This window comes from Fluviispira vulneris (assembly GCF_014281055.1).
Classification (GTDB): Bacteria; Bdellovibrionota_B; Oligoflexia; order Silvanigrellales; family Silvanigrellaceae; genus Silvanigrella; species Silvanigrella vulneris.
Window position 1 is genome coordinate 128,517 of sequence record NZ_JACRSE010000002.1, and the last position, 15,227, is coordinate 143,743.

Annotated in this window: 12 protein-coding genes; 6 read left to right on the plus strand and 6 right to left on the minus strand. The window is 27.9% G+C overall.

Going from position 1 to position 15,227, the window contains the following annotated elements; translation table 11 throughout:
- The first annotated feature begins 2 nt into the window (after nt 1-2).
- Both H7355_RS04405 and H7355_RS04410 read left to right on the plus strand, forming a co-directional pair.
- Nucleotides 3-1,451, plus strand: a complete 1,449-nt coding sequence (locus H7355_RS04405; RefSeq protein ID WP_186645509.1) for a CRTAC1 family protein — start codon at nt 3-5, stop codon at nt 1,449-1,451.
- Nucleotides 1,452-1,463: 12 nt separating this feature from the next.
- Nucleotides 1,464-2,519, plus strand: a complete 1,056-nt coding sequence (locus H7355_RS04410; protein WP_186645510.1) for a phytoene/squalene synthase family protein — start codon at nt 1,464-1,466, stop codon at nt 2,517-2,519.
- 15 nt (nt 2,520-2,534) lie between these two features.
- On the opposite strand, the gene H7355_RS04415 is transcribed toward H7355_RS04410, so the two are convergent.
- The gene (locus tag H7355_RS04415) at nt 2,535-2,759 is read right to left on the minus strand and encodes a cold-shock protein (RefSeq protein WP_186645511.1); all 225 of its coding nucleotides are present in this window, start codon (nt 2,757-2,759) and stop codon (nt 2,535-2,537) included.
- A 620-nt stretch (nt 2,760-3,379) separates the two neighbouring features.
- Between H7355_RS04415 and H7355_RS16010 the strand changes: the two genes are divergently transcribed.
- The 3 genes from H7355_RS16010 (at nt 3,380) to H7355_RS04425 (ending at nt 8,026) form a co-directional block, all read left to right on the plus strand.
- Complete coding sequence (locus tag H7355_RS16010) at nt 3,380-3,511, plus strand: hypothetical protein (RefSeq protein WP_286190657.1); 132 nt, start codon at nt 3,380-3,382, stop codon at nt 3,509-3,511.
- Between the two features lie 78 nt (nt 3,512-3,589).
- Nucleotides 3,590-6,709 (plus strand): lantibiotic dehydratase, encoded by a 3,120-nt coding sequence (locus H7355_RS04420; RefSeq protein WP_186645512.1) that lies wholly within the window; start codon nt 3,590-3,592, stop codon nt 6,707-6,709.
- An 18-nt stretch (nt 6,710-6,727) separates the two neighbouring features.
- A complete protein-coding gene (locus tag H7355_RS04425) occupies nt 6,728-8,026 on the plus strand; it encodes a lanthionine synthetase C family protein (protein ID WP_186645513.1) in 1,299 nt (432 codons plus the stop codon).
- 93 nt (nt 8,027-8,119) lie between these two features.
- Here the strand turns inward: H7355_RS04425 and H7355_RS04430 are convergent, their stop codons facing one another.
- Complete coding sequence (locus H7355_RS04430) at nt 8,120-9,640, minus strand: ABC transporter substrate-binding protein (RefSeq protein WP_186645514.1); 1,521 nt, start codon at nt 9,638-9,640, stop codon at nt 8,120-8,122.
- 501 nt (nt 9,641-10,141) lie between these two features.
- On the opposite strand from H7355_RS04430, the gene H7355_RS04435 reads away from it, so the two are divergent.
- Nucleotides 10,142-10,699 (plus strand): hypothetical protein, encoded by a 558-nt coding sequence (locus tag H7355_RS04435; protein WP_186645515.1) that lies wholly within the window; start codon nt 10,142-10,144, stop codon nt 10,697-10,699.
- Here H7355_RS04435 and H7355_RS04440 read toward each other — a convergent pair.
- The 4 genes from H7355_RS04440 to H7355_RS04455 all read right to left on the minus strand — a co-directional run bounded on the left by H7355_RS04440 (nt 10,667) and on the right by H7355_RS04455 (nt 14,960).
- Nucleotides 10,667-12,334 carry an ATP-binding protein gene (locus H7355_RS04440; protein ID WP_186645516.1) on the minus strand — a complete coding sequence of 556 codons (1,668 nt, stop codon included), beginning with the start codon at nt 12,332-12,334 and terminating at the stop codon, nt 10,667-10,669. The two genes, H7355_RS04435 and H7355_RS04440, sit on opposite strands and share 33 nt — an antisense overlap.
- Entirely contained in the window at nt 12,285-13,958 is a 1,674-nt protein-coding gene (locus H7355_RS04445; RefSeq protein WP_222435660.1) for an ABC transporter substrate-binding protein, read from the minus strand. The genes H7355_RS04440 and H7355_RS04445 overlap by 50 nt, the downstream gene beginning before the upstream one ends.
- 271 nt (nt 13,959-14,229) lie before the next feature.
- Nucleotides 14,230-14,481, minus strand: a complete 252-nt coding sequence (locus H7355_RS04450; RefSeq protein WP_186645518.1) for a hypothetical protein — start codon at nt 14,479-14,481, stop codon at nt 14,230-14,232.
- A 176-nt stretch (nt 14,482-14,657) separates the two neighbouring features.
- Nucleotides 14,658-14,960 (minus strand): hypothetical protein, encoded by a 303-nt coding sequence (locus tag H7355_RS04455; RefSeq protein ID WP_186645519.1) that lies wholly within the window; start codon nt 14,958-14,960, stop codon nt 14,658-14,660.
- Between the last annotated feature and the right edge of the window lie 267 nt (nt 14,961-15,227).

Here is a 15,227-nt window from a genome sequence, read left to right on the forward strand (position 1 = left end):
TTATGTTTTTTAAAAATAAAAAAAATAAAATACCATTTTCAGATGCATCACATGTTCTTGAGAATAATTACCCATCACAATCATATGGTGTCGTAATCTTTGATATTGATGGAGATAATGAAAATGAAATATTAATTGCAAATGCATTTGGCGAAAATATTATATATAAATATGATGATAATAAACAGAAATTTTTTGATATAGCTCCTGAGAATTTTAAAGAACCCAATAAAGCGACTTTAAGTCTATGTGTAGGAGACTTTCTTGGGAATGGTTCACCAGCAATTTATATGATGCATGCCGATACTTTAGGCGGTATTAAAACACAATATGACAGTGTTTTTGTAAGAGAACTAAATGAAAAGCATCAACTCAGTTTTAAGGATTTTCTCGGAACACATTCAAGCATGAGCAATCCATATTCAGGGAGAAGTGTTGCTGCTGTAGATTCTCAAGGCAAAGGTAAACATGATTTCTATGTGGTAAATTATGATGCTCCAAGTTTATTTTATACATATGATCTTCTTGATAAGTCTATAAAAGAAATATCTAAGGAATTGGGTATACGGCAATATGCAGGTGGAAGAAGTATATTGGCTCAATATATAATTAGTAATAATGCTTTGGATATTTTTATAGGCAATGAAGAAGATCCAAATGCCTTATTTAAAAAAAGTGATACTGGGAAATACGAAGAAGTTGCATTTAATTATAATTTATCAGATATCGAAAACGATGCTCGTGGTATAGCAATCGCAGATTTTGATGGAAATGGTCTTGCCGATATTGTGATTGGAACTTGGGAAGGTTCAAATTCCGTATTCATGCAGAAAAGTATTGGAATATTTGAAAATTACTCACCTGGATTTTTTAGTGAACCACGTCGTATTCGCAGTGTTATTGTTGCCGATTTTGACAATGATGGCAATGAAGAAATTTTTATTAATACCATTGGACAGCGAAACAGAATGTTTCGTTATTTAGGCAATAATGATTGGGAAGAAATTGATATTGGTGCACTTGCATGTCGAGATCTACAAGGGACAGGTGCTTCTGTTGGCGATTTAACGGGCAATGGTTTTTTGGATATTTTTATTACTGTTGGTGAAAGAAATTCACAAAAAAACAAACTCTTTCTTGGTGTGGCCAATAATAACTTGTGGCTCCGTATACAGCCGCTTACACAAAATGGCTTTCCAGCATTAGGTGCTAAAGTGAGATTATATTCTAAAGCGCATAGAAACCAAACCAAGTATATATGCTCTGGTAGTGGATATCTCTGCCAAATGGAACCTGTTGCACATTTTGGATTCGGCACGCTAGATCCCGAAATTATATCTATTGAAATCACTTGGCCTGGGAACGGGAAAGATCTTCCGATTACACGAAAATTGCTTGGTAAAGATATAAATTTAAATACTTTTATTCAAGTTCCGCATCCTAATTCCTAAGAAAGTTAATAAATGGATCTCTTAAAGAAAAATACGCAATTCTCTGCAAATGAAATAGCTTCTGCTCGAACAAGTTCTTTAGAATATTGCGAAAAAATTATAAATAATGTGTCACGTTCTTTTGCACTTGGAATTAATTTATTAAATGGCGAACTCAAAAAAAGTGTTTTAATTGGATATTTATTATGTAGAATAATCGATACAGTTGAAGATGATTTATCATTAGAAACACAGGTAAAAGAAAAGTATTTAAAAGATTTTTTAAGTTGCTTTGATAATATTGAAAATTCTTATGCATATTCAAGAATTAATAGTGCTTTGAAAGGTGACAAACATCATCTTGAACTTGTAAAAAATACTCATCAGGTCTTTCAAGTATATTTTACTTTATCGCAAAACACTCAAAATATTTTAAAAAAGTGGGTTTCAGAAATGTGTCACGGAATGATATATTTTGTGACAAAACAGCCTAAAGGAATTCGTATTCAAAATATTAAGGAGTATAAAAATTATTGTTACTTCGTTGCAGGGACTGTTGGCTATTTACTAACAGATCTTTGGCGTGAATACGCTTGTAAATTGAGTGAGAAAAATTACATTGAGCTCAACAAATATTCTGGAATTTTTGGTGAAGCTTTGCAAACGATAAATATCTTAAAAGACATAGCTTGGGATGCAAAATACGAAAACTCAATTTACATTCCCCAAGAGTTTTTACTCAAAAATGGTTCATCACATGAAAATATTTTAGATGAAAAGTATTACCGGCAGAATGAAAAAGCAGTTAAAGAACTTATTCTTATTGCTCACGAGAATTTAAGAGCATCTTTAATTTATATAAAAGAAATATCGAAATTTAATTTTAGGATTCGTTTTTTCTGTATTTTCCCACTGCTTATGGCCTTTGCGACCTTGAGAAAAATAGAAAATGCTCCAAATCTACTGACTCCTGAAAAAACGATTAAAGTTTCACGCCCAGAAGTAAAAAAAATAATAAGAATGTCTTTCTTAAGTGCTCTGAGTAATAAACTCATGTTGAGGGCGGTTCAGCAAATTTCCTCTAAATAAATTATATGAGACATTCTAAATTACAGTGACATTTTCAGCTTGCGGACCTTTTTGTCCTTGGGTTACATTAAATTGCACTTTCTGTCCTTCTGATAAAGTTCGAAAGCCACTTCCCGAGAGTGCAGAGAAATGGACAAAGACATCTGGTCCACCATTGTCTTGTTTGATAAAACCAAAGCCTTTAGTTTCATTAAAAAATTTCACTGTCCCATTGATTTTTCCACTATTATCCGAAGTCATAAGAGTTCCCCCAGGAATCAGTCCGTTGTACAAATTTATATTATGAGTGTAGCAGAGATTTAAAAAGATCTTAAGCCAAATTTTTTAGGAAAAAATTATTATATTGAAAATTTTGCAGTCTGAGTTTTATAGCTAGATTTAGTTTTGTCATTATTAAATTTATTTTTTCATTTATTTGCATAGGAGTTAATTATAAAAATAAACTATATACACATAAAAAGTTAGTTTTTTTATCGATTTTAGTGATAGAAATATAGAATAATCTGTAATTTATGATAATGATTTTAAAATTTTTTATTAATACAAAAATATTGAAAAATATTATTTTTTTTATATATGAGATTATATTTGTAAAGTATGGTAAAATTTATTAATTATTTAAAAAAAATTTAATTGAAAAGTTCTATTTATCTGTGCATTTTATTAACCCTAAATGTTTTAGCTCAAATCTTATTCCAAATAGTAAGCTTATTGACAACGATTATATTTAAATTTAAGATCTTTGTTGTCAATCCAAAAATTCAAATACTTTCTAATTATTGAGAGAAATGCGAGTTTGGTTGATCATATAAACATCTTTTTTGTTTTATGGATATTAACTTTTTTTAATGGAGGTTTTTATGTTAAACATGGCAGAAAATCAAAGTGAAGATCTATTTGAAATTGAGTTTAGCGTTAACACAGTCGAAATAATTGAAACTGCAATTATGAGTGGTTCATGTTTTTCTTGTATACTGTGCCGGACAAGATAAGAATAAAGCACGAAAAGTAAAACTTTCGTGCTTTATTCTTTTAAATAAAATAAATTTATAGAAAATTAGGGAAATGAAATGATTTTACCTGCCCAATTTTTTTTGTTAAGAATGCCAATCTTTCCCGTTAATTTTTTTCTCGAATACTTAAAAAGCTATGAGGATATTTTAATATATTTAAAAAATAAACCTTATTACAACATCTTTAAAGAAGCAATATTACTTTCAAGTCCTTCGTTGTATGAAAGTTTAATGCTTTATGAATCCGATAAAATTCACGACCTGAGAAAATTGACACAAATAAAATCAAGTCTACTAAAATATTTTTCCCGAGCTTGCACACGTTCTACTCCTTATGGCTATTTTGCAACTGTACAAATGGGATATTATTCTGAAGAGATTCGTTCATTTTATCAAAATGAAAATAAATACTATAAATCTATTCATCCAGACATGGAATGGTTACAAGGATTCGTGCGAAAAATAGAAGAAGATATAGCCTTTCTAGCTGATGTAAAATTAAAAATAAATCCCATTATCTATCAACATGGTGATAGAGTTTTATTACCTTATTCTTCAATTAAGACTAAAGAGCAGAATTCAGATAATAAGCTGCAAATAAATGAAGATGTATCCATTAAAAATAATTCACTCGTCAATTTTATCCAAATAGTATTAAAGGATGAAACAAAACTTTCATATTTAGTAGATAAAATTAAAATTAAATTCCAGCTTAATGATGATATTAAAATCTTAAATCTTTTGCAGGATCTCATTAATAAGAGTTTTATAATAACAGAGCTCAAACCTATTCTCGGAAAATCAGATGTCTTTTCAGAGTTTATTGATAAGTTAGGTCAATTTCCATCGCAAAAACAGAATTATGAATATTTAATTAATTTAAAAAATGAAATAAATAAGTACGCTGAATTAAATATTGGTGATGGTATAACTCAATTGGAAAAAATTTTAAGTAAAATGAAAGAATATCTTCGTGTAAGTAATTATTTACAAGTAGATATTTCGGCTCAGAACAAAAAATCCTTTAGATTAAATAATAAAATGCTAAGTAACTTGCAAGATGCTGCAAATTTTATGCTTATGCTTTCTCCAAAAGAATTTGGCTTTGCTCATATGAGAGAATATTACGAGGAATTTTTAGAAAAATATGGAACTTATCGTGAAATTTCTCTCAAAGAATTGATGGATGAAAATTTAGGACTCGGAGCACCTGCTGAATATAAATATCCCCAAAGTTATAGAAAAATTAAGAAAAGCAAAAAATCTGGCGAAGAGAAATTAGTCGCTCTATTAATAGATAAAATAATGCTGAGCCAAGGGAATTTAGTTGAATCAATTCAAATAACAGAAAATGATCTCAATAATCTAAGCTTAAATAAAATTAATCTTGATGGTATACCAGAATCTGCAGAGATTTATGCACAGATATTTGATGATAACTCTTTACTTGCAGATAAAATAGCTTTATCAGGCATTCAATGGACCTTTGGTGCTTGTGCATCGTTTGGACGCTTCACTGATTTATTTTCAAGTGCAGAAAAAAATGATATTCGTTCTTATATAAAAACCATTGAAGAGAAAAATCCTGATATTTTATATTGCGAAATTGTATATTCTCCCCATGCAAGTAGAAGTGGAAATGTTGCATTAACTGAGAGCTATTGGGGATATCAAATTTATTTAGACTCATTTCAAAATAAGCATGGATCAGTTTTAACTCTTGATGATATTTTTGTTTGTGCAGATGCGAAAAGGTTATACTTTAAATCAAATAAATATCAAAAAGAAGTTGTCTTTGTCGCATCACATGTTTTAAATTTTCAAAATGCTCCTAATATAGTACGTTTTATGCGGGAATTGAGTTTTGAAAATAAAGTTCTCTGGAATTTTTTTCAGATAGGTGATTTAGCAAAGTCTACATATATTCCACGCATAGAGTTTAAGAATGTTATAATTTCACCAAGAACTTGGACTTTGACTATTGATTCTCTTAAATATCATAAAGAAAATATTACGATAAAAGATGATTTTATATCTGCATTTAAAATGTGGAAGAATAGTTGGAGAATTCCGAGATATATATATTGTGTTCACACAGACAATAAAATTTTATTAGATATAAATCAAGATTTTCATCTCCAAGAAATAAAGAGAGAATTATTAAATAATAAAAAAGTTATTTTGCAAGAATATTTAGATATAGAAACAGCAGAAAATAAAGACGAAAAATTTATTTTCAATAAAGAAATTGTTTTTCCTCTTTTACGAAATGAGAAGAGAAATAGTTCCTTTACAATTTCTAAGAGTATAAGTAATAATAATTACCCTCGCTTGTTCTTCCCTGGCAGTGAATGGTACTATTGTAAACTGTATTTTTCTAAAAGTCGAGAAGAAGAATTTATAGCTAATTATATTCATGAATTTATGCTTGAAATAAAAAATGAAATTAATATCGAATCTTGGTTTTTTATTCGATATAGTGACGATAAAAAACATATTAGGTTAAGAATTTTGCTAAAAGATAAGCTTGAATATACTAAATTATCGGAAAAAATGAATTTATTCTATACACTCTGCAGTAAAAGAGGGATTTTGAACTCTGTATGTGTGGATTCCTATGAGCCAGAAATAGAGAGATATGGTGGTCCAGATTTATTGCCATTTGCAGAAAAAATATTTCAATATGATAGTCAGTTATCCTGTTTGATTTTAAAAAATAAAAAATTGATTGGTGAAGAATTTTCTTTAGAATATTTATGTGCATTTTTATCGATTGAATTATTAGATGCATTTTCTTTGAATTATAAAGAAAAATTAAACTGGGCTGAATCTATTACAAACAAAGACTTGTATATAGATGATTTTAGAGATAAGAGAAAAAGAATTACAAATATATTTATGGAAAATGAATTGAAATGGTATAAAAATAAAGAATTTAATTTTTTAAATGAAGCCATTCAATTTCGCTCAAATGCTGTCGAATCTTTTAAAAATATTTTTGAAAAAATATATGATGAATCCAATATATATGAAGCAAGAAGTAGTATTATAAAAAGTTTAGTCCATATGCAATGCAATAGAAATCTGGGTATTAATCGAGAAAGAGAAAAGAAAGCAAATGCATTTATATTACATACTCTATATAGTTTAAAATTTTATTTGAATAAAAATAATTGAAATTAAATGGGGAAAATAATGTTTCACGAAATCATTACTGAAATATCTAAACGCTTTGAAGACATTTCTTATATTGAAAATAATACAAAAAATTTCTTTACTGATAAATTGTCGTTTAATCATACGAGTCTTGCTGAAGGATTTCCTGCAATAGCATTATTTTATGCACAATTAAACTTAATTGAGCCAAATGCAAGAATGAAAAAATTAATTCATTTATATCTAGAAAAAACAATTTCGTATTTTCAAAATAAAAATATTGCATCAAACTCATCTATTTTTAGTGGAATTTCGGGACTTAATTTTGTTGTGTGGATGTCATCTGAAGAGGGCAAATTATATCAGGGATTATTGTCTAAAATTGATGCAGTTTTGTTTTATATGTTAGATCAGCAGCTAAAAAATATTGCTCAGAAAACATTATTGAGTCCAATGGATTATGATCCTATTCAAGGCCTTTCAGGTGTCGTTCGCTATTTGATATTACGAAAAAATGATAGAAAAAATTATTATTATTTGCAAAAATGCTTAGAAATTCTTATTCAATTAAGTTCATATAAAGAGATTGATGGAAATTACATCCCTGCTTGGTACTTTGAAAATGAAAATACTCAAAGCGAAAAAAATTGGTATGACGGTTTTCATAAAAGTTTTAATTTAGGATTTTCACATGGTATTTCCGGAGTCTTAGCTGCTTTAAGTTTAGCAAAAATAAACAGTATCGATATTAAAGGTTTGGATCAAGCGATTCTTAATATTAAAAATTGGCTTTTAAAATGGACTCTAAAAGACACATGGGGAGATTATTGGCCCAGCATGATAACCTTAGAGGAAGAATTGCAGGGTGAAATTTCGTTAAAGCAAGAGAGGGGAGAGCGGCAAGCTTGGTGTTATGGAACCCCAGGTATTTCAAGAGCGATTTACCTTGCAGGACAAGCATTAAACGATCATGAATTAAAAAATTTTGCTTTGAAAAGTTTTTTAGCAATAGAACAAAGACCAGAAGAAACATGGCGCTGCAATTCACCAACGTTTTGTCACGGCTATGCAGGCCTTTTGCAGATTGCCAAACGATTTTATTTTGATACAAAAGAGCCAAAGCTGGTTCCACTTATTTCTCGATTGGAACAAAGAGTTATGCATTTTTATTCCCAGGGCTCGCCATATCTCTTTAAGGCGGAAAGTAAAAATGGTAAACTAAGTGGAGATCTTGGAGAAATTGGCATTATTGAAGGCACAGTGGGAGCCGTTTTATGTCTTCTCCATACAGATCATTTTTCACATTGTATCTGGGATTATCCATTTTTAATTTCTTAAAGATAAATTTTTTTGCAGAAATATTTATTTTTTATTATGTAATATTTATATTTTATTAAGGTATAAGTTGAATTAGATGTGGATTAATTTGGACTAAAATAATTTAAAATCGAGGAGTTTAATTTTCCATAAATCAAGTCGAACACCACTGTATTCAGATTCAAGAAACTCAATTCTATCTTTTCTATAGGCAAATCTCTTCTTTACATTAAAAATAACCACCATATAATTTTTCTTTTTAAAATATTTGCTCAAATTACGAGTGTATTCAGGGTTTGATAAAAAATTATTTACAGATAATTCGTATAAATCTAAAAACTCCTTGTCATTTTCTGGATAGATGTTATTGAAGAAAGATCCGGCTTTAAAATAAGCAAAATTTGCATTTGGATCATCTGTTTGGGTGTCAAAGCCCGTAAACCACAGCACATTTTCATCATCTTTTTTAAACTTTGTGTAGTTTAAATCTGTATTGTAAAATTTTAAATTGATGCCTATTTCAGAGAGCTGACGTTTTATTTCTTTGATATAATTAACACTGTTTAAATCTTTTTTAATTGACCAAAATGAATGCACATTAAATTCTTTTCCTCGCCAAAGTTCAGCAGGCACCTTATTTAAATATTCTTTGGCTAACTCAACGTTTTGCACAGTTAAGTTTTCTCTAGACCTATATCTTTCTTGCCAAGAGTATCTAGCTAGCATTTGATCTTCTGCTACGAGGTCATTGTCAGGAGAAAAATTAACAATTTTTTCTCTATCTAAAGCGAGCGAAATTGCCGCTCGAAAATTTTCATTACTTCCAAGCTTTGATTTAAAATTGAAGAGAAATCCTCCATTAACATAAATATTAGGAAATAATACTTTCCCATCATATTGAGATTCAGACATATGAGAAAGGAAACGGAGATCGCCTATATCTTTATTCTCAAATATAATTCGGATGTACTTTGGAATATCCTCATTTGAAGTTTTTTCTAAAACAAATTGATACTTTTCCAAATCAGATTTTACAATTTTGTAGCGGCCAAAACCAATTGGTATACCCTTCCAATCAGCATAATTCTCAGTCAGTTCTTCGATTGGGACAATTGGCATATATGCGCTAGAAAGTTTTTGTAATAGGAAATTATTATCTCTTTTTAAATGTAAAATGATCTGGTGATCATTTATAACTTCAAATCCAGATAAAACACTTCTTGGGTAATTTAGATGATTAATCATCTGATACTTTACAGGCATTAATGAATCTATGCCTTCAATATCATCAAGATTAGAAAATGCAAAATTATCCTCACGATTTTGCATTAAAAGTCTTATAAATGAGAATTCTACATCAAAGGCTGTGACTGTTCTTCCATTATGAAACTTGACATTTTCTTTAAGATTAATGATACATTTTTTATTCTTACAAGAATAATTATCGACAAGAATGTATGGATCCTTTTTTGTGCTCAACTCTACTAAATCAATTAAATTACCAAAAACAGCAGAACCAAAAGTTTCAACTACATTTGTCGCAGTGTCAACATAATTCCATGGAATATAAGGTGTTTCTCCTAAATTTATAGTTAAAGTCTTTTTGTCATTGTAAATATCCGAATCGCTATACATGTTTTCATCCTTTTGATTGTTTAAAACTATTAAAAACGTTGATAATATAAGCGTAGATATTATTAAGAAAATATATATTAATTTCATTTAAAACTTCGCTTTTAATGGAAAATTGGGTCAAAAAAAAAATTTAATCATAAAAATTTAAAAAATGCAAATCAATTTTTAAATTTTAATTGGTATCATTATTTAAATTTCAATTTTTAAAATTGATCTCGGGAATATTGAATTTAATAAAAATAAAAATTATAAATTTTTAATAATAAATTTATAATTTTTTTCTATTGTGATTTTACAAAATCATTCAATTAAGTATGCATAATAGGTTGGAAAAAATGATTTTTAATTTCCTAAAGATATTGAATATATTGATAAAAAAAGATTAATTTAAATTAAATATAATATTTAATCTTATTTTTTGTAATTTACAGATATAAATTTTGAAAGTATAACTAAGTTTGGTTGGTGTATTATTTTATTTTACAAATAAAGGTATTTCTTATGGATAATAAAAAATTAGAAGATAATATTCGACATGAGTTAAATAAAATTTTATTGCTTTGCGAAGCAGAAATAAAAAATGGAAATGAAGTTGAAAAAGAAAGATTTTCAAGAAGCGAAAATGAAGCGTTAAAATATTATTTGTATTTTTCTTTAATCACCAGAGAATTAATGGCAAAAAAAATTGGAGTCTCATGTGAAAGGCAATTGAGAAGATATTTTGAATCTCCTTTATCTGTTCTAAATAATTTTTATTTGTGTAATAATATTGCAAATTATTTAAAAATAAACTATATTGAATTTATGTCGAGAATAGTGGATGAAAAGAAATCTGAATTGAATTATCAATCATCATTACTTGAAGCTATTAAGCAATATGATGAGCAATTTTCAATTGCTGCTAGAAGAAAATTAACAAAACTTATTTTAGTCATATTAGAAAATAAAATTGATATTGATTGCTTTTATGAAAGTTCAATATTTTTAATTTCAAAAAAACAATACAAAATTGAATCAATTAATAGGTTAAAATTGTTTATTGGTAAATATGTCAGTTAATATATTTTGATAATTATTTGCTTTTTTTGGGATAAATGCTTTTACTTTTTGAAGGAATTTCTGAGGAATCGTTCTCAAAGCCTCTTTTTCATAAGATGAGCATATGACAATATTTCCATTGAATTTATCTTTTATATAAATATCTATATCTTCAAAAAATCCGCTTTCAATTAAATTATAATCTCCAAAGTTAAAATCACAAATAATAAGGGAAATTTTACTTAAAAAATCTTCATTATTTATTCTTTTTCCCATGCTATAAGAAAAAAAAGATTCGGGATTTTTAAAAAAAAGTACTTTCGCATCTGTCATTTTCTTTTTCCATTCATCCCAGAAAAGAATTTCATCTTCAATCATAATAACAAGAGGAATATCTTCTATATTTGGTATTGTAAGATAATCATCCTTTTTGTTCACTCTACTTTTTTGTGTTTCCATTTTAATTCTTAAATTAGAATATTTTAAGCATGGTAATAAAAGTCTAAAAGTAGTTGGATTATTTGAATATAATAATATTTCAGCAGATGATCTATTTAACATTTTTTTAAGATTTGTAAGTCCTTGTCCATGCCCATTCTCTTTAGTGGAATAGCCATCAAATATTTTGTCTTTAATTTTAAGTTCAATTGGGATTCCATCATTAGAAACATCAATAATTATTTTAGAATTATATCTTTTTTGCGAAATATTTATCTTAATTACTTTAGCATTTACGCTTTCATGTAGAGCATTATCTATGAGAACAATAATTGAGTGTTCTAAATATTTATTGATATAGTTAATTAGATTATATGTGTTAATACTTATTTCAATTTTAACATCTAAAGTGGAAAATTTAGAAATTCCTTCTATAAACTCTTTTGGATTAATACTGGTAAATCTTGAGTCATCTATTAGCTCTGCAACTTGATAGTTATAGTGAATTGCTCTCTTAACGATATCTTCTTTATTTCCATTTGAGTTAAGAACATTAATCTGATTGTCTAAACTATGCTTAATTAAGTTGATCGTATTATGAATGGTATTTACTCTTATTTTATCAATTAATTTATCTTGGCCTTTATTATAATATATTTTTAAAGGAAGTGCTACTAAAAAAGTCCAAATCATAAAGCAAAATAAATTTAAAATAATTATAGCAATAAAAAATGGTAAATTAAAAATGTAAATTATTTTTTTATAATATATAACTTTATATTCTTTGTTTCTTGTTTCATATATATTTGCAAAATATAAATATTTATTATATAGAATAAAAAATTCTTTTTTTGTTAATTTTCTTTTAATAACTTTGACTCTGTCTTCATTAATTTCTATATCTGAAATACTCCATATTGGGCTACTCGATAAAGTACAGTTTTTACAATCCCATATCTCAACAGAAAAATTATTTGAATTTGATTTCTCATAATTATAAATAGAAAGTGAAAATTCTAGCAATCGAGTTAGAATGTCCTCATTATTATTGAATTTAGATAAATGCTGTATATATCCACTTCCAGAATAAAATAACTCATCCATGTTTCTTTTAAAATAAATAAAATTTTCTAGGATAATAATTGCAACAATAAGAAGAGAAATGAATTCAAGTTTTATAAAAGTATAGATTGAAAATTTTTGTAAGTAATTCCTCAAATGTTAGCCTATTAAAAAAATTATCTTCTTTTAAACGAATTTTCCACAGATCCATTCTGATTCCGTTGGGCTGTGGCTCAATGAATTCAATTCGATTCTTCTTATATGAGAATCTTTTTTTGACATTTAGGATAACAACCATGTAATTTTTTTCTTTGAAATAAGAGCTGAGTTTTTGTGTGGCTTCAGGTTGTTCCATAAAGGTGTTGTTTGATTCTTTAAGAAGATTTTCAAATTCTTTATTGTTTTCTGGGAATATATGCCTAAAAAATGATCCTTTAGTAAAATAAGCAAAATTTCGATTCGGATCGTTAGAAAGTGAATCAAAGCCAGTCCACCAAAGCACATTTTCATCCACTTCTTTAAATTTAGTATAGTTAAAATCTGTATTGTGAAAGACTAAATTCAATCCAATTACTGAGAGCTGCTGTTTTATTTCTTGAATGTATTTTATATCGTTTAAATTTCTTTTCAGTGTCCAAAAAGAATGCACATGCAAAGTTTTATCAAACCAAAGTTCTTTAGGAACTTTATTTAAAAATTCTTTTGCCAAGATAATATTTTGTTTAATAAGAGGCTCATGTGCTCTATATTTTTGTAAAATGGAATGACTTGGGAGAATTTGATCTTCTGGCTCAAGGTCATTATCAAGTGAAGTTTGCGCAATTTTGTCACGATCAAGTGCGTGAGATATAGCATTGCGAAAGTTTTCGTTTGCCCCGAGCGGGGTACTAAAATTAAAAAGAAAGCCTGCATTCACATATACAGTGGGTAGAATAACCTTGCCGTCTAATTTTGAATCAGACATATGTGATAAAATACGAATATCTCCTATATCTTGATCGCTAAAGACGATACGTATATATTTGTGAATATTTTCCAAAGCTAAATTTTCTAAGATAAATTGAGATTTATCTAAGTCAGCTTTTATAAGTTTATAGCGGCCAAAGCCAATCGGTAAATGTTTCCAATGGATATAATCAATTTGTAGTTCTTCAATGGGAACGATAGGAAGTCTGCCTGTATTTAATTTTTCAATAATATAAGGATTATTTCTTTTTAAATGGAGAACAATTTTGAAATTGTCTATCACTTCGATTCCTTCAAGAATACCTCTTGGGTATACGATTCCATTTTTGGTCTCGTTTTTACTTTTTTGAATGCGATCAATTCCCTGAATGTCATTAAGTATAGTAAATGCAAAATTATCTTCTCTCTTTTGCGTGAGGAATCGGATAAGTGAAAATTCGAAATCATAGGCTGTTACGCTGCGGCCATTGTGAAACTTAACTTCTTTATTTAAATCAATTCTGCATTTCTGCTCCTTGCAGACATAATTTTCTATTAAGATATATTTATTTGTGCTGCTTTTAATTTCTTGTGTTTCAATAAGATTCCCAAAAACAGCAGCAGCAAAAGTCTCTATGACATTTGTTGAGGTATCGATAGAATTCCAAGGTATCTGAGGTGTTTCGTTTAAGTTCACAGTTAATGTATTTTTTTCATTAAAAAGTTCTGAATCTGTATACATATCAGTTTTTCCTGTGCTGTGTTTATTCAAAAATATAATTATGATTGTTATTGAAATTACTAAAGTTATGTGTGAAATGATTTTATATCTCATAATGGTATCCTCAATTATTTAAAATTGATATAGTATTGTAAATGATTGTGACTTTTATATCAAGTTAACATTTTTTTCTAAGAAAATGGTGGATATAGAGAGAAATGAGAAGATAAATTTAAAAATTTGATAAATTAAAAAGGCATATTGAATATTTTTATGCGATCATTTGCTGAATTTCTGCAAATAATAATTTTCTCAATTTTGTGAATTTAATCCCTTCCATTGCTTTGATTCCAATTTCTATGCTTTGCTTTCAGATATACATAAATTAATTCAATTCCACCTTTGCTAGATTTAGCATTTGAACTTTATCCTGCATAACTAGGGATTTAATTCGCAATGGATTATAGTAATAAGATATTTTTCGCTCGAGCAGTGGTATGACATAAGCTCTGCTATCCACATACTTTGTTAATGAGCGGATACTTTCAACTTGGTCACTTTTTGAAGCGACTTTGGCAGCATAGAACGCTTGGTCAAGAATTCCTGGAGATAAATTAAATGACCCATCCATCTCCATGAATTGTCCTAAGACTGCGGAGTTAATTATTGATAAACTATCACTACCTGCTGACTCTAAATAGGGCTTGAATTTCTTTCTGTTAAAAGTATGTGCATGTTTGTTTCCGCAAATAAGTTTATAGGTTTAAAAAAGAGAATTATAATTATATATTATTTTATTCATGTTTATCCAAATCATTGTAAACGAGATGAAGCATGGGCAAGTTTTAAATGATCGACTAAAAAATTCGAATCGACATTATTAATGAGTTCTATCAGTAAAACTTCTTCATCGTTTGTCTGAGTCTTTAACTCACAAATGAAATAGCTCTGTTCTCGACTATTTGCATATGAAAATGAATTGTTTAAAACAAGTGATAAGAGGCAGCAAATGAATGTGACTTTTCCAGCATTCTTTGTATTTATTTGATTTCCTTTTTTATTTATTATAAAAAACTGAATTATTTTTTTACAAGTATTCCAATAAAGAATATGCAAGTAGCTCTGGTTGCAAAAAAATGGTTTAAGAAAAAAATTATCAATTAGAATATTTACAGTGATATAATTTGTATGTCAAATATATTAAAATTAAAAATAATAGTAGTCTGCTTTATTTTTAAAAATAAATATTGAAATTAATTTTATATTTTTTTGATCATAATCTTTATATTAAGATGAAGGCCCATCTACTGAAAAAGCGTACCATGACGAAGTAGCGTGATTAGCAGGCTGAGTTTACTCAGAATTATTACAAAAACTTGAAAC